Here is a 21,951-nt window from a genome sequence, read left to right on the forward strand (position 1 = left end):
ACTGCGCGTTCGGCCACGACGAGACGGGCAGCCGGGCGACGCCGAGCAAGGGGCAGGGCCTGGGGGCCACGGGGACCGGGGCGCCCGGCTCGGAGGGCGGGTCGTCTCCCGCACGGGGTGGGTCAGCGCCCCGCAGGGGCGCGGGGAACTGCGCGCTCAGCCCCGACGAGACGGATGGTGAGGCAACGCCGAGCAAGCGGCAGGACCGTAGGGGCGCGGGGAACTGCGCGCTCGGCCCCGACGAGACGGACAGTCAGGCAGCGTCGAGCAAGCGGCAGGACCGTAGGGGCGCGGGGAACTGCGCGCTCAGCCGCGACGAGACGGGCAGCCGGACAACGCCGAGCAAGCGACAGGAGGGAGCCCACCCCCGCACGCCGCAGGCCCCTGCGGAGGAAGCTCGGAACGGGCAACGCCCGCCGCAGGCGCCCGTGCACGCGGCGGCGAAATCACGACTCGGCGCGGCGAACCCGCGCCAGGAGGGTCCGCCGGACCTGCGGCTCGTCCCACCCGCCCTGGCGGCCTGGGCGGCGGCAGCCCTGACGCCCACCGCGGGGTGGAGGACCGTCCTCCTCACGGCCACCGCCGCGGCAGCGGCGTACGCGCTCGCGGCGGCAGCCGCAAGGCGGCTCGGGCCCGCCCACCCCCGAGGAAGCACACTCACCGCCGCAGCAGCGGCAACCCTGCTGAGCCTCGTGGCGGCAGCCACCACCGCGGCGCTCGCGGACGCGGACCTCCACCGCGGCCCCCTCCCGGACCTGGCCGCCCGCCGGGCACACGCGGAGGTGGTACTGCGGGTCACGGGCGACCCGTTCACCGCCCGCTCCCGCGCCCCCGCAGGGCGAGCCCCGACCGTGGTGGTCCCCGCGGAAGCGATCCGCGTCGGCCCGACGAGGACCCGCACACCCGTCGTGGTGCTGGCTGACGACACCCGCCCCCCGGTGTGGGCACGGCTCGTGCCGTCGACGACCCTGCGGGTGGCAGCCCGCATCGCCCCCTCGACCCGCCCCGGCGAGTCCGCGGCGATACTGCGCCCGACGGGCCCGCCCCGCGTGCTGAGCCCGCCGAGCACGTCCCAGCGGGTCGCGGCCCGGCTGCGCGGCGGGCTGCGCACGGCGAGCGCCGGTCTGCCCGCGGACGTCCGCGGACTGCTCCCGGGTCTGGTGACGGGCGACACCGGTGCACTGCCCGCGTCGCTCAAGGAGGCGTTCGAGGCGACGGACCTCGCACACCTCACGTCCGTGTCGGGGGCGAACCTCACGATCGTCCTGCTGCTCCTGATCGGCCCCCCGGCCGAGGCCGTACGGGCGGAACGCCGCGGCCTGGCGGCGGCACTGGGCGTGCCGCTGCGGCTGACGGCGGTGCTGGGCGCGGCCTTGACGGGCGCGTTCGTGCTGGTGTGCCGCCCGGGCCCGAGCGTGCTGCGGGCCGCGGTGTGCGGCCTGATCACGCTGCTGGCGATCGGTACGGGCCGCCGCAGGTCGCTGCTGCCCGCGCTGTGCGGCGCGGTCCTGCTGCTGGTGCTGTGCGATCCGCCGGTCGCCCGCTCGTACGGCTTCGCCCTGTCCGTGCTGGCGACGGGCTCGCTGCTGACGCTGGCACCGCAGTGGTGCGCGGCCCTGCGCCGCCGCGGGGTGCCGCCGCGGGCGGCGGAGGCGCTGGCGGCGGCGGGTGCGGCGCAGGCGGCGTGCGCCCCGCTGCTGGTGGTGCTGTCGGGGCGGCTCAGCCTGGTGGGCGTGCCGTGCAATCTGCTGGCGGAGCCCGCGGTCGCGCCCGCGACGGTGCTGGGCTTCGGCGCGCTGGTGCTGGCGCCGCTGTCCCCGGCCGCGGCGGCGGCCACGGCGTGGGCGGCGGGCTGGCCGGTGCGGTGGATCGCGGCGGTGGCCCGGCACGGTGCCGCGCTGCCGGGCGCGCAGATGGGCTGGCCGGGCGGCTGGGCGGGCGCGGCGCTGCTGGCGGGGCTGACGGTCGCGGTCGCGGTGGCGGCGCGGGGCGGCCGTCTGCTGCGGGGGCTCGCGGCGCGGCCGTGGACCGCGGCGGGAGCGGCCCTGCTGGTGCTGCTGGCGCTGACCCGGCCGCTGCCGTTGCCCGTGCCGCTGCCGGGGCAGGAGGCGCGGTGGCCGCCCGCGGGCTGGCGGTTCGCGATGTGCGACGTGGGGCAGGGCGACGCGCTGGCGCTGTCCGCGGGGCCGGGCAGCGCGGTGGTCGTGGACACCGGTCCTGATCCGGCGCTCGCCGACCGCTGTCTGCGCGACTTGCGGGTCACTTCGGTGCCGCTGCTGATCCTGACGCACTTTCACGCCGATCACGCGGACGGCCTCGGCGGTGTGCTGCGCGGGCGCGCGGTCGGGGCGATCGAGACGACGGTGCTGGACGAACCGGCGCCGGAGGCCGCGCGGGTGCGGCGGGAGGCGGCGGCCGCGGGTGTGCCGGTGCTGCGGGCGGCGGCGGGGGAGCAGCGCGCGGTGGGCCCGCTGGCGTGGCGGGTGCTGTGGCCGCCGCCGGACGCGGGGGAGTTGCCGGACGACGACCCCAACGACGCGAGCGTGGCGCTGCTGGTGCGCACGGGCGGCCTGACGCTGCTGCTCGCCGGGGATCTGGGCCCCGAGGCGCAGCGCGAGGTGCTGGCGTCGGTGCCGGATCTGCCGCGGGTGGACGTGCTGAAGGTCCCGCACCACGGCAGCGCGTTCCGGGACGACGCGTTCTTCGCCCGGCTGCACCCGCGGCTGGCGCTCGTCTCGGTGGGGGCGCACAACACCTACCACCACCCGGCGCCGGGGACGGTCGCGGCGCTGCGGGCGCTGGGCGCCACCGTGCTGCGGACGGACCGGGACGGGCCCGTCGCCGTCATCGCGGGTCCGGGCGGGCTGCGCGCCTCGGTGCCGCGCCGCGGGGGCGGCGGCCTGCTCGCGGCGGGGGAGGGGCGGCCGGCCCTGGCGGCGGTCAGGCGCCGAAGATCGCGGTGGGGTCCCCGGTGTACCAGGCGTTGTCGATGCGCATCCGGCGGATCACCCAGCTGTCGCCGTCGCGCACCAGGTCCACCGCGTAGGGGTTCTTGAGCAGCGCGAAGGTGCCGTGGTCGGCGGTCAGCAGGTGCTGGGCCTCGACGAGGGCGGTGAGGCGGGCGGTGTCGCCGTCGATCGCGATGCGCGGGTTGGTGACCTGGTGGGTGGTGTCCACGCGTCCGGCGAAGAGGCCGAGGATGGTGGTGACGATGCTGTCCCGCCCGGCCAGCAGCGGGGCGGTGCCGCCCCACTTCGCGGAGGCGGGGGCGAAGTCCACCTCGGCGTCGGGCGCGAAGGCGGAGGCGAAGAGCGCGGCGTCCCGGAGGTCCTGGCCGAGGCCGAAACGCAGCAGGGCGTCGAGGATCTCCGTGCGGTCGCGCAGCTCCCGCAGGACCGCCGGGGTGTCGGCGGCGGGGGCGGTGAGGGCGTGGGGTCCGGTGACGTACATCGCTCGCTCCTGGTGCGGGTCGGCCGGCTGAGCCGGATCGGTGCTGACCCGACCTTCGCCGGGCGCGGCGGCCGGATCAATGTCGGGCTGTGCAACGATCGTCGAGTCCAACTTGACGATGCGGGGGCGGCGCGGTGCTGGAGCGGCAGGAGCTGGAGACGCTGCTCACGCTGGCCGAGGAGCTGCATTTCGGCCGGACCGCCGAGCGGCTGCGCGTCTCCACCGCCCGGGTCAGCCAGACGGTCGCGAAGCTCGAACGCCGGGTCGGCGCCCCGCTGTTCGCGCGCACCAGCCGCCGGGTGGAGCTGACGCCGCTCGGCAGCCGGCTCGTCGTGGAGCTGCGGCCGGCGTGGGAGCGGATCGCGGCGGCGTACGAGGCCGCGGTCGAGGCGGCCCGCGGGCTCACGGGCACGCTGGACGCGGCCTTCGTCGGCGCTGCGGGCGGGCAGCTGCTGGCGGGCGCGGCCGAGCTCTTCCGGGAGCGGGCGCCGGGCTGCGAGGTCCGCATCCGTGAGGTGCAGCCCGCGGACGTCGTGGCCGGGCTCCGCGCGGGCGAGGCCGACCTGGTGCTGGCGGGCCTTCCGGTGGACGCCCCCGGCGTCGTCTCCGGGCCGGTGCTGATCGGTGAGGCGCGCATGCTCGCCGTGCCCGCGGGCCATCCATTCGCCCGCCGTGAGTCGCTGTCCGTGGAGGATCTGGCCCGGGTGACGCTGCTGCGGCTGCCCGCCCACGCGCCCGCGTCCCTCCAGGAGGACCGCGCGCCGAGCGTCACCCCGGCCGGGCGGCCGGTCGCGCACGGCCCGGCGGCGGCGACGTACAACGAGCTGCTCACGCTCGTCGGCGCGGGCCGGGGCGCGCTCGTCGTCGGCGCCCAGACGCGCCGCTACTACGCACGCCCCGACGTCGCCTACGTGCCCTTCCGGGACGCCCCGCCCGTGGAATGGGCCCTGCACTGGCGATCCGACGCCGCCACCGCCCGCGTGCTGGCATTCGCCGACGCCGTCCGCGCGCTGCTCGGCCGCTGACCTGGGGCCGAACGGCCTTCCGCCTTCCGCCCGCCCGCCTCCCGGCCTGCCACATCCTAAAGATCCCTTGCTAAAGCCTTCTTGCTAAAGAAGTCTTGAGAAAGTTATCGTGAGAAACATGTCCGAGACGCCGCGCGACCACCAGATCCACCTCAGCGATCCGCGCGCCCTGCGCGCGTACGCGCACCCCACCCGCATGACGCTGGTCGGCCTGCTGCGCACGGAGGGGCCGTTCACGGCGACGCGGGCGGCGGAGCTGACCGGGGAGTCCGTCGCCAGCTGCTCCTACCACCTGCGGATACTGGCGAAGTACGGCCTCGTCGAGGAGGCGGAGCCGGGGGCGTCGGGGCGGGAGAAGCCGTGGCGCGCCACCGCGTCGTACACCGACTGGCCGACCTACTCGGAGGATCCGGCGGTCGCGGACGCCGCCGAGGCGCTGAGCGTGGCGGTGGCGGAGTCGCAGTTCAACCGCCTGATGCGGGCCCGCGAGCTGCGGCACACGCTGCCCCCGCAGTGGCAGCAGGCCGAGGCGTACTCCGACGCGATCCTCTACCTCACCCCCGAGGAGCTGTCCGAGCTGGGGGAAAGGGTCACCGCGGTGATCGCGGAGTACGCGCAGCGCGGCCAGGACCCGGCGCACCGCCCGCCGACCGCCCGCCGGGTGGCCTATCTGCACACCGGCTACGTCACCCCCGAGCAGCCGGGGAAGCCCGCGGACGCCGGGCCGGAGCCCGCCCCCGGGGAGGCGCCGTGAGCACCGCCACCGCGGTCCGCGCGCTCGCGGGCCGGGCGCCCGCGCTGCTGCGCGAGCGGCAGTTCCGCCGCTACTGGGCCGGTCAGACCGTCTCCCTCTTCGGCGACGAGGTGACCTATCTGGCCGTGCCGCTCGCCGCCGTCCTGGTGCTGCACACCGGGCCGACCGGCATGGGCTGGCTGCGCTTCGCCGGGTTGCTGCCCGCGCTGCTCTTCTCGCTGCACGGCGGGGTCTGGGCGGACCGCCGCGGGCGGCGGCGCCGGACGATGATCGCCGCGGACCTCGCCCGCGCCGCGCTCATGGCGTCCGTCCCGCTCGCCTACGCCCTCGGTGTGCTGACCTTCGCCCAGCTCTGCGTCGTCGTCTTCGCCGTCGGCACCCTCGCCGTCGCCTTCGACGTCTGCAACGCCACGCTCTTCGTCGCGCTCGTCGACCGGCAGAGCTACGTCACGGGCAGCTCGCTGGTCAGCGGCAGCCGGGCCTTCTCCTTCATGGCCGGGCCCAGCGCCGGGGGTCTGCTGGTGCAGCTGCTCGCGGCCCCGCTGGCGCTGCTCGTGGACGCGGTCTCGTACGTCGTCTCGGCCTGGCAGCTCGCCCGGATAGCGCCCGAGGAGCCGCCCGCCGTCCCGCGCGCCCGCGGTCAGCTCACCGAGGGGCTGCGCTTCATCGGGCGCTCCGCGCTGCTGCGCCCGATGCTGTCCTGTGTCGCCACGATCAACCTCTTCAACTTCGCCTTCAGCACCCTCGTCGTCCTCTACGCGGTGGACGGCCTCGGGCTGAGCGCCGGGACGCTGGGCCTGGTCATCGGCGCCGGGGCGCTCGGCAGCCTGCTCGGCTCGGTGGTCAGCGGGCGGATCGTGCGGGCGATCGGCATCGGGCCGGCCCTGACGCTGGGCGCGGTCGCCTTCCCCGTCCCGCTGGTGCTCGTGCCGATGGCGGGTGGCCCGACGCCGATGGTGCTGGCGGCCTTCTTCGTCGCGGAGTTCGCGGCCGGGGTCGGCGTGATGCTGCTCGACATCAGCGCGGACACGCTCAAGGCCGCCGTCATCCCCAACGCCCTGCGCTCGCGCGTGTCCGGCGCCTTCCGCATGGTCAACTACGGGGTACGCCCGCTCGGCGCGCTCGCCGGCGGCCTGCTGGGCTCGGCGATCGGGCTGCGCCCCGCGCTGTGGATCGTGACCGTGGCGGCCGCGCTCGGCGCGCTGTGGCTGCTGCCGTCCCCGATACCGCGGCTGCGCCGGCTGCCGGAGCCCGAGGAGCCGGAAAAGCCCGCGCCGTCCGCCCACCCCGCCTGACCGCGCCGGGGGACGCCTGACCGCGACGGGCCCCGTCGCAGGTCAGCGGGGGTGCGATGGCATACTTCCGGCATGACCGCCGCCGCGCCCCGCGTCCCCGCGCAACAGCCGTCCTGGCACCTGCGCCCGTCCACCGAGGCGGACCTGGAGCCGCTGGCGGACCTGCGGGCCGTGGTCATGCGCCCGGATCTGGAGCGGCTGGGCCGCTACGACGAGCACCGGGTGCGGCAGCGGCTGCGCGACTCCTTCTCGACCGCGCACACCGCGATCATCGTCGTCGGCGACGACTTCGCGGGCTCCGTCACGCTGCGCCCGGCCGGGGACGACCGGCAGTGGCTGGAGCACTTCTATCTCGCCCCGCACCACCAGGGCCGCGGTCTCGGCTCCGACGTGCTGCGGGCGGTGCTGGCGCAGGCCGACGCCCGCGGGCAGACCGTGCGTCTGAACGTGCTCCAGGGCAGCCCGGCCCGCCGGCTCTACGAGCGGCACGGCTTCACCGTCGACTCCGAGGACCCGGTGGACGTCTTCATGACCCGCCCCCCGGCCACGGTCCCGGCGGTCTGAGCGCCCTCACCGCGCAAGCGTCCGGAAATATCTACGAAAATTTCGGAGCCGACCTCCGCGATCTCGGGGGCAACAACCCCGCCATCTCTGGGCGCTCTCGTCGCTGACCCCCCTTCGGTACGCCGTGGCCTGGCACAACACTGTGCCAGGCCTTGCCGCGCCAGTCGAAGGTTTCGCAAACTTCGCCGAAACTGTTGACAGTTGACGGGGGCGGATCAACACTGTTCGCCGGTGAGACCGCACCACCCGTCACCCGGACCGCACCGCGGTCCGGGCTTTTCCGGGCCCTTCCGCACGAGCCGCCGAGCGGGGTGTCCGAGCCATCCCCCACAAGTGACCCGCCCCGCGCCACGGGGCCATGTCGCGCTGCCCGCACCCACGCGGGCACATCCTCCAGGAGGACACCTGTGAACCGTCCCCCCACCGCTGCCAAGGGCCGGATACGCCTGCTCCTCAGTGCGTTCCTGACGACCGCGCTCGTCGGCGTCGCCGCCCTTGTCATGCCGGGCACCGCCAGTGCCGACACGACCGTGAACACCAACAGCACCGGCACCAACAACGGGTACTTCTACTCGTTCTGGAGCCAGAACAGCGGCCAGGCCTCGATGACGATGGGCTCCGGCGGCCAGTACAGCACCACGTGGAACAACGTGAACAACTTCGTGGCCGGCAAGGGCTGGAACCCCGGCAACACCTCGCCCGTGACGTACTCGGGCTCGTGGAACTGCAGCGGCAACTGCTACCTGTCGCTGTACGGCTGGACGACCAACCCGCTCATCGAGTACTACATCGTCGAGAACTACGGCAACTACAACCCCAGCTCCGGCGCCACCCGGCTGGGTTCGGTCAACAGTGACGGCAGCACGTACGACCTGTACCGCACCCAGCGCGTCAACCAGCCCTCCATCCAGGGCACGGCGACGTTCTACCAGTACTGGGCCGTCCGCCAGGCCAAGCGCACCGGCGGCACCATCACCGTCTCCACCATCTTCAACGCGTGGTCGCAGGCGGGCCTGAACCTCGGCACCCCGAACTACGAGATCCTCGCCACCGAGGGCTACCAGTCCTCCGGCAGCTCCAACATCACCGTCGGCTCCAGCGGCGGCGGCTCCAACGGCGGCACCACCGGTGGCACCACCGGTGGGACGACGGGCGGCACGACCGGCGGCAACGGAGGCACGGGCGGCAGCTGCACCGCCAACGTCAGCGCCGCGGAGAACTGGTCGGACCGCTACAACCTCAACGTCTCGGTGAGCGGTGCCAGCAACTGGACCGTGACGGCGAACGTGCCGAGCCCGGAGAAGGTCATGGCGACCTGGAACGTCTCCGCCAGCTACCCCAACGCCCAGACGCTCGTGGCCAAGTCCAACGGCAGCGGCAACAACTGGGGCCTGACGATCCAGAAGAACGGCTCCACCACGTGGCCGTCCTTCTCCTGCCAGGCGAACTGACGCACCGTCTCATCCCTCGTCCGAGGGCGGGCGGCCCGGCGCGGCCGCCCGCCCGCAGAGGAGATCCCCCCATGAATGACACGCCCCGCACCATCCCCCGCACCCTGATCGCCGGCTTCGCGGTGGCGGCGCTCGCCGCGACCGGCGTCGTCGCCTCGACCGTCAACTCCACCCCCTCGCAGGCAGCTACCTGCAATGGCTACGTGGGCCTGACCTTCGACGACGGCCCCTCCAACGACCACACCCCGGCGATCCTCAACGCGCTCAAGCAGAACGGTCTGCGCGCGACGATGTTCAACGAAGGCCAGTACGCCGCCTCCTACCCGTCGCAGGTCGCGGCCGAGATCGCGGCCGGCATGTGGGTCGGCAACCACAGCTACACCCACCCGCACCTGATCCAGGAGAGCCAGGCGCAGATCGACTCCGAGGTCGGCCAGACCCAGCAGAAGATCGCGGCCGCAGGCGGCGGCACACCCAAGCTCTTCCGGCCGCCGTACGGCGAGACCAACGCGACCCTGAAGTCCGTCGAGGCCAAGTACGGCCTGACCGAGATCATCTGGGACGTCGACTCGCAGGACTGGAACGGCGCGAGCACCGACGCCATCGTGGCGGCCAACGCCCGGCTCACCAACGGGCAGATCATCCTCATGCACGAGTGGCCCGCCAACACCCTGGCCGCCATTCCGCGCATCGCGCAGGGCCTGGCCAGCCGCGGCCTGTGCGCCGGCATGATCTCGCCGCAGACCGGCCGCGCGGTCGCCCCCGACGGCGGCGGCTCCGGCACCGGCGGGACGACGACCGGCGGGACGACGACGGGCGGCACCACGACCGGCGGCACCACCGGCGGAACGGGCGGCGGCTGCACCGCGACGCTGTCCGCGGGCACCTCGTGGAGCGACCGCTACAACCTCAACGTGGCGGTCACCGGCTCCAGCAACTGGACGGTCACGATGAACGTCCCGGCGCCCGAGAAGATCCTGTCCACCTGGAACATCACCGCGAGCTACCCCAACGCGCAGACGCTCGTCGCCAAGCCCAACGGCAGCGGCAACAACTGGGGCGTGACCGTCCAGAAGAACGGTTCCACCACCTGGCCCACGGTCTCCTGCTCCGCGAGCTGACCCCCCGTACCACCCCCGGGCCGCGGGGCCCGGCGCCAGGACGCGGCGCCGGGTCCCGCCTCCCCCCGCCCCGGCCGCCGGACCCCCATACCGGCGGCCGGAGCGGGGCTTCCGGTGGACCGGACCGCCCCCGCACCAACCCCCCCCGCGCCCCCCCGCACCGCCCCCGCACCACCGCAGGACCGGACTGTCGGCGGGGCGTGCGATGCTGGTCCGCGATGGCCAAGAAGACCGCTTCCGACGATCCGCTCGCCCCCCTCACGCTCGCCGTGGGCCAGGAGGAGCTGCTGCTCGACCGCGCCGTGCGCGAGGTCGTGGCGGCGGCGCGCGAGGCCGACCCCGACACCGATGTGCGCGACCTCGCGCCCGACGCGCTCCAGCCCGGCACCCTGGCGGAGCTGACCAGCCCGTCGCTCTTCGCCGAGCGCAAGGTCATCGCGGTGCGGAACGCGCAGGATCTCTCCGCGGACACGGTCAAGGAGCTCAAGGCGTATCTCGCCGCGCCCGCCGAGGAGATCACGCTGGTGCTGCTGCACGCGGGCGGCGCCAAGGGCAAGCCGCTGCTGGACGCGGCGCGCAAGGCGGGCGCGCGCGAGGTGGCGTGCCCGAAGATGACCAAGCCCGCCGACCGGCTGGCCTTCGTCCGCGGCGAATTCCGCACGCTGGGCCGGTCGGCCACCCCCGAGGCGGCGCAGGCGCTGGTCGACGCGCTGGGCAGTGACCTGCGGGAGCTGGCGAGCGCGTGCGCCCAGCTCGTCGCCGACACCGACGGCACGATCGACGAGCCGGTGGTGCGCCGCTACTACACCGGCCGGGCCGAGGCCACCGGCTTCGAGGTCGCCGACCTCGCCGTGACCGGCCGGGCGGCCGAGGCGCTGGAGCGGCTGCGCTGGGCGCTCGCGGTGGGGCAGCCCGCGCCCGGCATCACCTTCGCGCTGGCCTCCGGGGTGCGGGCGATCGGCAAGCTCGCCTCGGCGCCGCGCGGGGCGAATCCGGGGCAGCTCGCCCGTGACCTGGGCATGCCGCCGTGGAAGATCGACCGGGTCCGGCAGCAGATGCGCGGCTGGAACGCGGACGCCGTCTCGGTGGCGCTGCGCGCGGTCGCGGAGGCGGACGCGGCGGTCAAGGGCGGCGGCGCCGATCCGGCGTACGCGCTGGAGAAGGCCGTGGTCACGATCGCCCGCGCCGCCCGCGCCCGCGGCTGACCGGGGGCGCGGCGGTCGCGAGCGGCAGGGACGAGCCGGGACGGGTCCGCGGCGGGACGGTCACTTCCTGAGGTTGGCCATCGTCGCCTTCGTCGCGGCCTTGACCCACTCGGTGCCCTGGTCGAGCGAGGGCTCGTCGTCGGTGGCCTCCACCGAGTAGATGTCCCAGGACAGCGTCATGGTCAGCGCGCCGTCGCGCACCGCGAGCACCACCGTGCGGTCTCCCGAGGCGGAGCTGTCGGAGTCGGAGCTCTTGGGCACCGTGTCCTGGGTGACCAGATAGGCCTCGTCGCCGAAGCCGTCCACCGCGGTGACCTTGTAGTTGTCGTCGGGATCCGGGCCGTGGTCGCCGAAGCTCCGCCAGCGGTCCTCGAACTCCGGCGCCGGGTCGGCCTTGCGGTGCAGGTCCGCCTCGATCGACACGTAGCCGGTGGAGGCCGACGTGTCCTCCTGGTCCAGGCCCTTGCTGCAGTACATCTGCACCAGCGTGGGCCGGTCGCTGGTGTACGTCGTCGGGCTGTCGTCGTCCTTCGGGTACTGCTCCTTGAAGGCGCTCAGGTCCGCGGTGGTGCACAGGTCCTTGACCGACTTGTAGCCGCGCAGGCTCGGCGCCGACGAGGAGTCCTTGCCGAGCACGAAGACCCCGCCGGCCCACAGCGCGGAGGCCACCGCGGCACCGACGACCGCCCACAGCACGGCCTTCCCGGCGGTGCCCCGTCCGCCGCCCGCCGGTCCGCCGGCGCCGGGCGCCGGCGGCATCCCGGGTGCTCCCGGCTGCTGCGGCATCCCGTAGGGGCCGGGCTGCTGCGGGGGGCCGAAGCCGGGCGAGGTCTGGGCGTAGGGGTTGTGCTGGGCGGGCACGGGCGCGCCGTAACCGCCGCCGGTCGGCGGCTGCGCCGGAGGCTGGCCCGGCACCTGGCCCGGCAGCTGGCCCGGTATCTGCGGGTTCTGGTACGGCTGGGGGCCCGGCTGCCCAGGCTGCGGCGGCGTCGACATACGGTGAGGATACTGACACCCACCGACACGCGTACATGCGTACTGCCCGCCCGGGAGGACCCGGACGGGCAGCAGTGGCAGTGCTTGTGCGCGTGCGCCGCGGGCACGTGGCGAACGTCCGCGTGCGGCGCGAGGTCGCGGTGGTGCGGGTCCGGGCGGTAGAGGGGCCGCGTGGTCCGGTTGTCCGCTGTGCCGTCGACCTCGGGTGATCAGCCCTGGAGCGCGGAGACCGACTGCGCGATGGCCGACTTCTTGTTGGCGGCCTGGTTCTTGTGGATGACGCCCTTGCTGACGGCCTTGTCGAGCTTCTTGGAGGCGGCGCGGGCGGCCTCCTGGGCCTTCGCGCTGTCACCGGCGGCGACGGCCTCACGGGTACGGCGGATGGCCGTCTTCAGCTCGGACTTGACCGCCTTGTTGCGCTGGCGCGCCTTCTCGTTGGTCTTGTTGCGCTTGATCTGGGACTTGATGTTCGCCACGAAAGAGCCTTCTCAGGTTCGGAATTCTTCGGTCTTCAGCGTCACCCGCGCGCGAAGGGCACGCGGGTACGAGACACAGCGGCCCAGATTACCAGCAGCACCAGGCGGCTCCCAAACCGCCCGGGGGCCTCCGGCCATGGGAGTATGGAGGCTGCGTATCGATCCGACCAGCCAGCCAGGCCGCCCCGACCCACGCCGGGTGCCGCGCCTCGCGAGAAAATGGACCCTGCGTGCCCGCGACCCCTTCATCCGTGCCGGCCCACGTGCCGGAGCCGAGCCGTACCGACCCGGCGCTGATCCGCAACTTCTGCATCATCGCGCACATCGACCACGGCAAGTCGACGCTCGCCGACCGTATGCTCCAGCTCACCGGGGTCGTCGACGCGCGGCAGATGCGCGCGCAGTACCTCGACCGGATGGACATCGAGCGCGAGCGCGGCATCACGATCAAGTCGCAGGCCGTCCGGCTGCCCTGGCAGCCCACCGACGGCACCCCGGGCACCCACATCCTGAACATGATCGACACCCCCGGCCACGTCGACTTCACCTACGAGGTGTCGCGCTCGCTGGCCGCGTGCGAGGGCACGATCCTGCTGGTCGACGCCGCCCAGGGCATCGAGGCGCAGACGCTGGCGAACCTGTACCTGGCGATGGAGAACGACCTGGCCATCATCCCGGTGCTGAACAAGATCGACCTGCCCGCCGCGCAGCCGGAGAAGTTCGCCGAGGAGCTGGCCAACCTGGTCGGCTGCGACCCCGCCGACGTGCTGCGGGTCTCGGCGAAGACCGGCGTCGGGGTGGACGCGCTGCTGGACCGGGTGGTGCGGGACGTGCCCGCGCCGGTCGGCGTGGCGAACGCGCCCGCCCGGGCGATGATCTTCGACTCCGTGTACGACTCGTACCGCGGTGTGGTCACCTACGTCCGGGTCGTGGACGGGCAGCTCACCAGGCGCGAGCGGATCCGGATGATGTCCACCGGCGCCACGCACGAGCTGCTGGAGATCGGCACCAACTCGCCCGAGATGCTGCCGGCCGACGGGCTCGGCGTCGGCGAGGTCGGCTACCTCATCACGGGTGTGAAGGACGTCCGGCAGTCCAAGGTCGGTGACACCATCACCACCCAGAGCTCCGGCGCCACCGAGGCGCTCGGCGGCTACAAGGACCCCAAGCCGATGGTCTTCTCCGGCCTCTACCCGCTGGACGGCTCGGACTACCCCGAGCTGCGCGAGGCCCTCGACAAGCTGCAGCTCAACGACGCCGCCCTGGTCTACGAGCCGGAGACGTCCGCGGCCCTCGGCTTCGGCTTCCGCGTCGGCTTCCTGGGCCTGCTGCACCTGGACGTGATCCGTGAGCGGCTGGAGCGCGAGTTCGGCCTGGACCTCATCGCGACGGCGCCGAACGTCGTCTACCGGGTGCTGATGGAGGACGGCCAGGAGCACGTCGTCACCAATCCGAGCGAATTCCCCGAGGGCAAGATCGACGAGGTCTTCGAGCCGGTCGTGCGGGCCACGGTGCTCGCCCCGACCGAGTTCATCGGCGCGATCATGGAGCTGTGCCAGAACCGGCGCGGCAGCCTGCTCGGCATGGACTACCTCTCCGAGGACCGGGTCGAGATCCGCTACACCCTGCCGCTCGCCGAGATCGTCTTCGACTTCTTCGACAACCTGAAGTCCAAGACCCGCGGCTACGCGTCGCTGGACTACGAGCCCACCGGCGAGCAGAGCGCCGACCTGGTCAAGGTCGACATCCTGCTGCACGGCGACAAGGTGGACGCCTTCTCGGCGATCACCCACAAGGAGAAGGCGTACGCGTACGGTGTGCGGCTCGTCGCCAAGCTGCGCGAGCTCATCCCGCGGCAGAACTTCGAGGTGCCCATCCAGGCCGCGATCGGCGCCCGGGTCATCGCCCGTGAGACGGTGCGCGCGATCCGCAAGGACGTGCTCGCCAAGTGCTACGGCGGTGACATCTCGCGCAAGCGCAAGCTGCTGGAGAAGCAGAAGGAGGGCAAGAAGCGGATGAAGATGGTCGGCAGCGTCGAGGTGCCGCAGGAGGCCTTCATCGCGGTGCTCTCCACCGACTCCGACGGCGGCGACTCCAAGTCCAAGAAGTAGACCGAGAAAAGTAGCCCGTCCCGCGGCCCGGCCCCGATGCGCTGGGGTTTCCCCCTTACGCGCCGGGCGCCGGGCCTCTACTCTGATCCGACGGATAGGTTACTGGTGAGTTAAGAAGAACGCGCTCGTGCCCGGAGGATGACGGTGACCGACACACAGACGTTGCTAGAGAACCGGCCGCCCTCCGTGGCGGCGCTCTTCCTGGAGCGGGTCGCGGACACCCCGGACGCCGAGGCGTACCGCTACCCGGTGCCGCCGGAGAGCGGCGAGGGTCCCGACGGCTGGAAGTCGCTCACCTGGGCGGACGCCGCCCGCCGGGTGCACGCGATCGCCGCCGGACTGATGGACCTGGGGGTACGCCCCGAGGAGCGGGTGGCGATCGCCGCCAACACCTCGGTCGAGTGGATCCTCACCGACCTCGGCGTGCTGTGCGCGGGCGCGGCCACCACGACGGTCTACCCCAGCACCAATGCCGAGGAGACCGCGTTCATCCTCGCCGACTCCGGCAGCCGCGTCCTCATCGCGGAGAACGCCGCGCAGCTGGCCAAGGCCCGTGAACGCCGCTCCGAGCTGCCCGAGCTGGCGCACGTCGTCGTCATCGACGCCGAGGACGCGCTCGACGAGTCCGGCGACGGCTGGGTCCTCTCCCTCACCGAGCTGGAGAAGCGCGGTGACGCCTACCTGGCGCAGCACCCCGCGGCCGTCACCGACGCGGTCGCCGCGCTCACCAAGGACCAGCTCGCGACCCTCATCTACACCTCCGGCACCACCGGCCGCCCCAAGGGCGTACGGCTGCCGCACGACTGCTGGTCGTACATGGCCCGCGCCATCCAGGGCGTCGACCTCCTCGAACCCGAGGACGTGCAGTACCTGTGGCTGCCGCTCGCGCACGTCTTCGGCAAGGTGCTCACCGCCGGGCAGATCGCCGTCGGGCACATCACCGCGGTGGACGGCCGGGTCGACAAGATCATCGAGAACCTGCCGGTCGTGCAGCCGACCTACATGGCCGCGGTGCCGCGCATCTTCGAGAAGGTCTACAACGGCGTCGCCGCGAAGGCGCGGGCCGGCGGCCCCGCCAAGTACAAGATCTTCCAGTGGGCCGCGGGCGTCGCCCGCGACTACGCCAAGGCCACGCAGAACAGCATGCGGCTCACCGGCGTCCCGACCGCCCCCGTCGCCCTGCGCGCCCGGCACGCGCTCGCCGACAAGCTCGTCTACTCCAAGATCCGCGAGGCCTTCGGCGGCCGGCTGCGCGCCTGCGTCTCCGGCTCCGCCGCGCTCGCCCCCGAGATCGGCTTCTTCTTCGCCGGCGCCGGCATCCACATCCTGGAGGGCTACGGCCTCACCGAGTCCAGCGCCGCGAGCTTCGTCAACCCCGGCGAGAACTACCGCACCGGCACCGTCGGCAAGGCCCTCCCGGGCCTGGAGGTCCGCATCGCCGAGGAGGACGGCGAGGTCCTGCTGCGCGGTCCCGGCATCATGCAGGGCTACCACGGCCTGCCCGAGAAGACCGCGGAGGTCCTGGAGCCGGACGGCTGGTTCCACACCGGCGACATCGGCGAGCTCTCCCCGGACGGCTTCCTCAAGATCACCGACCGCAAGAAGGACCTCATCAAGTCCTCCAACGGCAAGTACATCGCCCCCGCCGAGGTCGAAGGCCGCTTCAAGGCGGTGTGCCCGTACGTCAGCAACGTCCTCGTCCTCGGCGGCGGCCGCAGCTTCTGCACGGCGCTCATCGCCCTGGACGAGCCCTCGCTCCTCGCGTGGGCCGAGGACAACGGCCTCGGCGGCCGGGCGTACGCCGACGTCGTGCGCACCGACGAGGTCCGCGTCCTCATGGACGGCTACGTGCAGGGCGTCAACGAGGGGCTCCAGCGGTGGGAGCAGATTCGGCAGTACCGGGTCCTGCCCCGTGACCTGGACGTCGAACACGGCGACCTCACACCGAGCCTGAAGCTCAAGCGCCCCGTCGTCGAGCGGGAGTTCGCCCCGCTGGTCGAGGAGATGTACGCGGGCTCCCGCGAGGCGTAGGGGGGTACGCCCCGGGGTGCCGCTCGCGGTGGTGCCCGCGACCTTCCCGCCGCCGTGGCCGGTCGCGCAGTTCCCCGCGCCCCTGAAGACGCTCACCCTGCGTGGTGAGGGCACCCACCAGGGGCGCGGGGAACTGCGCGCGCAACCCACCACCGGGCGCAAGGTCGCGAACGCCACCGCACGTGGCAGCCCGGAGCGTGCCGGGAGGAGCACCCGCCGGGTGACGGATACTGGGGGGATGCCTTCCGTACTGCCCGACGGGGAACCCGTGCCCCGGGACGGGGCACTGCCCGCACAGGCCCTGGCCCGCGCGGCGGCGCGCCCTCTCGGGTTCTATCTGCACGTCCCGTACTGCGCGACCCGCTGCGGGTACTGCGACTTCAACACCTACACCGCGACCGAGCTGCGCGGCTCCGGCGGCGCGCTCGCCTCGCGGGAGAACTACGCCGACGTCCTGATCGACGAGATCCGGCTCGCCCGCAAGGTGCTCGGTGACGACCCGCGGCAGGTCGAGACCGTGTTCGTGGGCGGCGGCACGCCCACCCTGCTCCCGGCCGCGGACCTCGTCCGCATGCTGGGCGCGATCCGTGACGAGTTCGGGCTCGCGCCGGACGCGGAGGTGACGACGGAGGCGAACCCGGAGTCCGTCGACCCGGCGTATCTCGCGCAGCTGCGCGCCGGCGGCTTCACCCGGATGTCCTTCGGCATGCAGTCCGCCCGCCCGCACGTGCTGAAGGTGCTGGACCGCACGCACACCCCGGGCCGCCCGGAGGCCTGCGTCGCCGAGGCGCGGGCCGCGGGCTTCGCGCACGTCAACCTGGACCTGATCTACGGCACGCCGGGGGAGTCCGACGACGACTGGCGCGCGTCCCTGGACGCGGCGATCGGCGCGGGCCCCGACCACGTCTCCGCGTACGCCCTGATCGTCGAGGACGGTACGCGGCTGGCCTCGCGCATCCGCCGCGGCGAGGTGCCGATGACGGACGACGACGAGCACGCGGACCGCTACCTGATCGCCGAGGAGCGGCTCGCCGCGGCGGGCTACTCCTGGTACGAGGTCTCCAACTGGGCGACCGAGGACGCGGCCCGGTGCCGCCACAACGAGCTGTACTGGACCGGCGCGGACTGGTGGGGCGCGGGCCCCGGCGCGCACAGCCACGTCGGCGGTGTGCGCTGGTGGAACGTGAAGCACCCCGGCGCGTACGCCCAGGCCCTCGCCGAAGCCCGTACGCCCGGCGCGGGCCGCGAGATCCTGAGCGCCGAGGACCGCCGCGTCGAGCGCGTCCTCCTGGAACTGCGGCTGGCGGCGGGCTGCCCGCTGGACGTCCTGACCGAGGCGGGCGCCGCCGCGGCCGCCCGCGCGGTAAGGGACGGCCTCCTGGCGCCCGCCCCTTACGCCGCCGGCCGCGCGGTCCTGACGCTCAAGGGCCGCCTGCTGGCCGACGCGGTGGTCCGCGACCTGACGGACTAGCCCGGCGGGACTTACGGGACGGTCACGAAGTCGATCAGCCGCTCCACCGCGCCCAGCAGCTCGGGCCGCAGGTCCTTGTACGAGTGCACGCCCTCCAGGATGCGGGCCCACGCCTCGCCCGTGCTCATGCGCCAGCCGAGCGCGTCGCAGACCCCGGTCTTCCAGTCCTGGCCGCGCGGCACGCGCGGCCACGCGGGGATGCCCACCGAGGAGGGCTTGACGGCTTCCCAGACGTCGACGAAGGGGTGGCCCACCACCAGCACGTCCGCCCCGGACACCTGCGCGGCGATGCGGGACTCCTTCGAGCCGGGCACGAGGTGGTCGACGAGGACGCCGAGCCGCGCGTCCGGCGCGGGGCCGAAGGCGGCGACCACGGACGGCAGGTCGTCGACGCCCTCCAGGAACTCCACCGCGACGCCCTCGACCCGCAGGTCGTGGCCCCACACCCGTTCCACCAGCTCGGCGTCGTGCTTGCCCTCGACGTAGATCCGCCCGGCGCGCGCCACCCGGGCCTTCGCGTCCGGCACCGCGATGGAGCCGGACGCGGACAGCAGCGGTCCGCGCGGCTTCGGCGCGCCCTGCGGGCGTACCAGCGTCACGGTGCGGCCGTCGATGAGGAAGCCGCGCGGCACCATCGGGAAGACCCGGTGCTTGCCGAAGCGGTCCTCCAGCGTGACGGTCAGGCCCTCCGCGGTCTTCTCGCAGCGCACCACCGCCCCGCAGAAGCCCGTCGTGGCCTCCTCGACCACGAGGTCGGCGTCGGCCGGGACCTCGGGCACGGGGGCCGGCTTCTTCCAGGGCGGGGTGAGATCGCCGTCGTACGTCCTGCTGCGCATGCGGGCGATCGTAACGAGCCCGGGTCAGCTCCCGGCGGCGAACCGCTCGGCGAGCGCGTCCCGCTGGGCGCGGACGAAGCGCGCGTCGACCACGGCGCCGTGGCCGGGCACGTAGCGGCCGGTCTCGCCGCCGAGGGCGAGCAGCGCGTCCAGGGTGTCCGGCCAGCGGTCCGGGACGGCGTCGTCGTCCGCCTGGGGCTCGCCGGACTCCTCGACGAGATCGCCGCAGAAGACCACCGTGGGATCGCTCACGGTGCCGCCCGGGACCACCACGACCAGGTCGTGCGCGGTGTGCCCGGCGCCGGGGTGGACCAGCCGCACGACGCGTTCGCCCAGGTCGATGACGGTCTCGCCGGCGACGGGCCGGGTCGGCAGGGCGAGCGCGGCCGCCGCCTCCGCGGCCTCGGCCGGATCGGTGCCGTACGCGACGGCGCAGGCGCGCAGCGCGTCCCGTTCCGCCCGCAGCCGGGCGCCGAGCGCGCGGTGCGCGTAGATCTCGGCGCCGGGGAAGGCGGCGGTGCCCAGGACGTGGTCGAAGTGGCCGTGCGTGAGGGCGATGTGCGTCACATCGCGCCCGGTGAGCGCGGCGACCTGCGCGCGCAGCTCGGCGCCCTCGCGCAGCGTCGAGCCGGTGTCCACCAGCAGCACCGCGTCGGCGCCCACGACCAGGCCGATCGTGACGTCGAGATGCGGCAGCCGGCGCCGGGCGACCCCGGGGGCGAGCTGCTCCCACGACGTACCACCCGTACCGCCCGAACCGCCCGTACCCGGACCCTCCGTACCGTCCACAGATTCCACGGGGGTGACCGTATCGCCGCCGCGGGGCCGTCCGCCGCCGCCTCCCCGGACCCGGTGCGCCGCGCACCCTTGCCGAGCCCTTGCTGCCTCGCCGTACACTGGCTCCGGGGAAGCTGGCACTCGAAACGGCGGAGTGCCAGGGCCCGCCAGGGTGACGGACACGGCACGAGAACGAGCGGCTGGAGGTGCGCGATGCTGAGCGAACGCAGACTCGAGGTCCTGCGCGCCATCGTCCAGGACTACGTCGGCACCGAGGAGCCGGTCGGTTCCAAGGCGCTCACGGAGCGCCACAACCTCGGCGTCTCGCCCGCCACCGTGCGCAACGACATGGCGGTGCTGGAGGACGAGGGCTACATCGCCCAGCCGCACACCAGCGCAGGCCGCATCCCCACCGACAAGGGCTACCGGCTCTTCGTCGACAAGATGGCCGGCGTCAAGCCGCTGTCGTCCGCCGAGCGCCGCGCGATCCAGAACTTCCTGGAGGGCGCGGTCGACCTCGACGACGTCGTGGCCCGCACCGTACGGCTGCTGGCACAGCTCACCCGGCAGGTCGCCGTCGTGCAGTACCCGTCGCTGACCCGCTCCGCGGTCCGGCACGTCGAACTGCTCGCGCTCGCGCCCGCCCGGCTCATGCTCGTGCTCATCACCGACACCGGCCGGGTCGAGCAGCGCCTCGTCGACTGCGCGGCCCCGGTCACCGAGACCGTGCTCGCGGATCTGCGGGCGCGGCTCAACAGCCGGGTCGTCGGCCGCCGTTTCGCCGACGTCCCCCCGCTGGTGGCGGACCTGCCGGAGAGCTTCGAGGCCGACGACCGGCCCGCCGTCGCCGGAGTCCTGTCCACCCTGCTGGAAACGCTCGTCGAGCGTCCAGAAGAGCGCATCATGCTGGGCGGCGCGGCGAACCTCACCCGGTTCAACCACGACTTCCCGCTCACGATCAGACCCGTGCTCGAAGCACTGGAAGAGCAGATGGTGCTGCTGAAACTGCTCGGCGAGGCCACCGACTCCGCGATGACCGTGCGGATCGGGCATGAGAATTTTCACGAGGGCCTCAATTCCACCTCGGTCGTGGCCGTCGGCTACGGTTCCGGCGACGAGGCAGTCGCCAAACTCGGCGTGGTCGGACCGACCCGCATGGACTACCCCGGAACGATGGGAGCGGTACGCGCAGTGGCACGTTACGTCGGACAGATCCTGGCGGAGTCGTAAGTGGCCACGGACTACTACGCCGTCCTGGGCGTACGCCGCGACGCAGGTCCCGATGAGATCAAGAAGGCATTCCGCCGACTTGCCCGGGAATTGCACCCTGACGTCAATCCGGACCCGAAGACGCAGGAGCGGTTCAAGGAGATCAACGCCGCCTACGAGGTGCTCTCCGACCCGCAGAAGAAGCAGGTCTACGACCTCGGGGGCGACCCGCTGTCCGCCACCGGCGGCGGCGCGGGCGGCGGCTTCGGCGGCGGATTCGGCAACTTCAGCGACATCATGGACGCGTTCTTCGGCCAGTCGTCGCAGCGCGGTCCGCGCTCGCGCGTCCGGCGCGGGCAGGACGCCATGATCCGGCTGGAGATCGACCTCGAAGAGGCCGCCTTCGGCACCACCAAGGACATCCAGGTCGACACCGCGGTCACCTGCGGCACCTGCAACGGCGAGGGCGCCGCGCCCGGCACCGCCGCGCAGACCTGCGACATGTGCCGCGGCCGCGGCGAGGTCTCCCAGGTCACCCGGTCCTTCCTCGGCCAGGTCATGACCTCCCGGCCCTGCCCGCAGTGCCAGGGCTTCGGCACCGTCGTGCCCACCCCCTGCCCCGAGTGCGCGGGCGACGGCCGGGTCCGCTCCCGCCGCACCCTCACCGTCAAGATCCCCGCGGGCGTCGACAACGGCACCCGCATCCAGCTCGCGGGCGAGGGCGAGGTCGGCCCCGGCGGCGGCCCCGCCGGCGACCTCTACGTCGAGATCCGCGAGACCCCGCACCCCGTCTTCCAGCGCCGCGGCGACGACCTGCACTGCACGGTCACCATCCCGATGACCGCGGCGGCGCTCGGCACGAAGTGCCCGCTGGAGACGCTGGACGGCCTGGAGGAGATCGACATCCGGCCCGGCACGCAGTCCGGCCAGTCGATCCCGCTCCACCAGCGCGGCATCACCCACCTGCGCGGCGGCGGCCGCGGCGACCTCGTCGTCCACGTCGAGGTCCTGACCCCGAGCAAGCTCGACGCGGAGCAGGAGGAGCTTTTGCGCCGCCTGGCGAAGGCGCGCGGGGAGGAACGCCCCACCGGGCAGTTCGCCCCCGGCCAGCAGGGGCTCTTCTCGCGCCTGAAGGACGCTTTCAACGGCCGCTGAGCGCGCGCCGCTCTCCCTCCACCC

18 protein-coding genes are annotated in these 21,951 nt (G+C 73.6%); 13 read left to right on the plus strand and 5 right to left on the minus strand.

Annotated elements, in window-relative coordinates:
- Window positions 1-428: 428 nt before the first annotated feature.
- The gene (locus tag ACH4PY_RS15955) at window positions 429-3,056 is read left to right on the plus strand and encodes a ComEC/Rec2 family competence protein (RefSeq protein WP_398181751.1); all 2,628 of its coding nucleotides are present in this window, start codon (window positions 429-431) and stop codon (window positions 3,054-3,056) included.
- Here ACH4PY_RS15955 and ACH4PY_RS15960 read toward each other — a convergent pair.
- On the minus strand, window positions 2,941-3,450 hold the full coding sequence (locus tag ACH4PY_RS15960) for a nuclear transport factor 2 family protein (protein ID WP_398181754.1): 510 nt from the start codon (window positions 3,448-3,450) through the stop codon (window positions 2,941-2,943). The genes ACH4PY_RS15955 and ACH4PY_RS15960 overlap by 116 nt on opposite strands.
- Before the next feature lie 134 nt (window positions 3,451-3,584).
- On the opposite strand from ACH4PY_RS15960, the gene ACH4PY_RS15965 reads away from it, so the two are divergent.
- From ACH4PY_RS15965 to holA, 7 genes are all read left to right on the plus strand, one after another.
- Window positions 3,585-4,475, plus strand: coding sequence for a LysR family transcriptional regulator (locus ACH4PY_RS15965; RefSeq protein WP_398181757.1), 891 nt, complete (start codon window positions 3,585-3,587; stop codon window positions 4,473-4,475).
- Between the two features lie 118 nt (window positions 4,476-4,593).
- A complete protein-coding gene (locus ACH4PY_RS15970) occupies window positions 4,594-5,229 on the plus strand; it encodes a helix-turn-helix domain-containing protein (protein WP_398181760.1) in 636 nt (211 codons plus the stop codon).
- Window positions 5,226-6,524 carry an MFS transporter gene (locus tag ACH4PY_RS15975; protein ID WP_398181763.1) on the plus strand — a complete coding sequence of 433 codons (1,299 nt, stop codon included), beginning with the start codon at window positions 5,226-5,228 and terminating at the stop codon, window positions 6,522-6,524. Before ACH4PY_RS15970 ends, ACH4PY_RS15975 begins: the two co-directional genes overlap by 4 nt.
- 72 nt (window positions 6,525-6,596) lie before the next feature.
- The gene (locus ACH4PY_RS15980; RefSeq protein WP_398181766.1) at window positions 6,597-7,088 is read left to right on the plus strand and encodes a GNAT family N-acetyltransferase; all 492 of its coding nucleotides are present in this window, start codon (window positions 6,597-6,599) and stop codon (window positions 7,086-7,088) included.
- Window positions 7,089-7,495: 407 nt separating this feature from the next.
- Window positions 7,496-8,539, plus strand: coding sequence for a glycoside hydrolase family 11 protein (locus ACH4PY_RS15985; protein WP_398181769.1), 1,044 nt, complete (start codon window positions 7,496-7,498; stop codon window positions 8,537-8,539).
- A gap of 71 nt (window positions 8,540-8,610) precedes the next feature.
- On the plus strand, window positions 8,611-9,660 hold the full coding sequence (locus tag ACH4PY_RS15990; protein ID WP_398181772.1) for a polysaccharide deacetylase family protein: 1,050 nt from the start codon (window positions 8,611-8,613) through the stop codon (window positions 9,658-9,660).
- Between the two features lie 218 nt (window positions 9,661-9,878).
- Complete coding sequence (gene holA, locus ACH4PY_RS15995; RefSeq protein ID WP_398181775.1) at window positions 9,879-10,865, plus strand: DNA polymerase III subunit delta; 987 nt, start codon at window positions 9,879-9,881, stop codon at window positions 10,863-10,865.
- A gap of 60 nt (window positions 10,866-10,925) precedes the next feature.
- Here the strand turns inward: holA and ACH4PY_RS16000 are convergent, their stop codons facing one another.
- Both ACH4PY_RS16000 and rpsT read right to left on the minus strand, forming a co-directional pair.
- On the minus strand, window positions 10,926-11,861 hold the full coding sequence (locus ACH4PY_RS16000; protein ID WP_398181777.1) for a hypothetical protein: 936 nt from the start codon (window positions 11,859-11,861) through the stop codon (window positions 10,926-10,928).
- Window positions 11,862-12,070: 209 nt separating this feature from the next.
- Entirely contained in the window at window positions 12,071-12,337 is a 267-nt protein-coding gene (gene rpsT, locus ACH4PY_RS16005; protein WP_398181780.1) for a 30S ribosomal protein S20, read from the minus strand.
- A gap of 230 nt (window positions 12,338-12,567) precedes the next feature.
- Between rpsT and lepA the strand changes: the two genes are divergently transcribed.
- From lepA to hemW, 3 genes are all read left to right on the plus strand, one after another.
- Window positions 12,568-14,448, plus strand: a complete 1,881-nt coding sequence (gene lepA, locus ACH4PY_RS16010; RefSeq protein WP_398181782.1) for a translation elongation factor 4 — start codon at window positions 12,568-12,570, stop codon at window positions 14,446-14,448.
- Window positions 14,449-14,592: 144 nt separating this feature from the next.
- Entirely contained in the window at window positions 14,593-16,479 is a 1,887-nt protein-coding gene (locus tag ACH4PY_RS16015; protein WP_398181785.1) for an AMP-dependent synthetase/ligase, read from the plus strand.
- A gap of 238 nt (window positions 16,480-16,717) precedes the next feature.
- A complete protein-coding gene (gene hemW / locus ACH4PY_RS16020) occupies window positions 16,718-17,950 on the plus strand; it encodes a radical SAM family heme chaperone HemW (protein ID WP_398181788.1) in 1,233 nt (410 codons plus the stop codon).
- An 11-nt stretch (window positions 17,951-17,961) separates the two neighbouring features.
- Here hemW and ACH4PY_RS16025 read toward each other — a convergent pair whose 3' ends face one another.
- Together ACH4PY_RS16025 and ACH4PY_RS16030 are read right to left on the minus strand one after the other, a co-directional pair.
- Window positions 17,962-18,786 (minus strand): DUF3097 domain-containing protein, encoded by an 825-nt coding sequence (locus ACH4PY_RS16025; RefSeq protein WP_398181791.1) that lies wholly within the window; start codon window positions 18,784-18,786, stop codon window positions 17,962-17,964.
- Between the two features lie 24 nt (window positions 18,787-18,810).
- A complete protein-coding gene (locus ACH4PY_RS16030; RefSeq protein WP_398182148.1) occupies window positions 18,811-19,575 on the minus strand; it encodes an MBL fold metallo-hydrolase in 765 nt (254 codons plus the stop codon).
- Window positions 19,576-19,776: 201 nt separating this feature from the next.
- Between ACH4PY_RS16030 and hrcA the strand changes: the two genes are divergently transcribed.
- Together hrcA and dnaJ are read left to right on the plus strand one after the other, a co-directional pair.
- Window positions 19,777-20,793 (plus strand): heat-inducible transcriptional repressor HrcA, encoded by a 1,017-nt coding sequence (gene hrcA / locus ACH4PY_RS16035; RefSeq protein WP_398181794.1) that lies wholly within the window; start codon window positions 19,777-19,779, stop codon window positions 20,791-20,793.
- Window positions 20,794-21,927: a molecular chaperone DnaJ gene (gene dnaJ, locus ACH4PY_RS16040; protein WP_398181796.1), complete on the plus strand. Its 1,134-nt coding sequence runs from the start codon at window positions 20,794-20,796 to the stop codon at window positions 21,925-21,927.
- The last annotated feature ends 24 nt before the right edge of the window (window positions 21,928-21,951 follow it).

It is taken from the genome of Streptomyces sp. NPDC021224 (assembly GCF_044332905.1).
GTDB lineage: Bacteria > Actinomycetota > Actinomycetes > Streptomycetales > Streptomycetaceae > Actinacidiphila.

Excerpts from the sequence above, each read along its gene's own strand:
- holA (WP_398181775.1), top strand. The coding sequence starts at position 9,879 with ATGGCCAAGAAGACCGCTTCCGACGATCCGCTCGCCCCCCTCACGCTC.
- ACH4PY_RS15970 (WP_398181760.1), top strand. The coding sequence starts at position 4,594 with ATGTCCGAGACGCCGCGCGACCACCAGATCCACCTCAGCGATCCGCGC.
- hemW (WP_398181788.1), top strand. The coding sequence starts at position 16,718 with ATGCCTTCCGTACTGCCCGACGGGGAACCCGTGCCCCGGGACGGGGCA.
- ACH4PY_RS16025 (WP_398181791.1), bottom strand. The coding sequence starts at position 18,786 with ATGCGCAGCAGGACGTACGACGGCGATCTCACCCCGCCCTGGAAGAAG.
- hrcA (WP_398181794.1), top strand. The coding sequence starts at position 19,777 with ATGCTGAGCGAACGCAGACTCGAGGTCCTGCGCGCCATCGTCCAGGAC.
- ACH4PY_RS16000 (WP_398181777.1), bottom strand. The coding sequence starts at position 11,861 with ATGTCGACGCCGCCGCAGCCTGGGCAGCCGGGCCCCCAGCCGTACCAG.
- ACH4PY_RS15990 (WP_398181772.1), top strand. The coding sequence starts at position 8,611 with ATGAATGACACGCCCCGCACCATCCCCCGCACCCTGATCGCCGGCTTC.
- ACH4PY_RS15960 (WP_398181754.1), bottom strand. The coding sequence starts at position 3,450 with ATGTACGTCACCGGACCCCACGCCCTCACCGCCCCCGCCGCCGACACC.
- ACH4PY_RS15980 (WP_398181766.1), top strand. The coding sequence starts at position 6,597 with ATGACCGCCGCCGCGCCCCGCGTCCCCGCGCAACAGCCGTCCTGGCAC.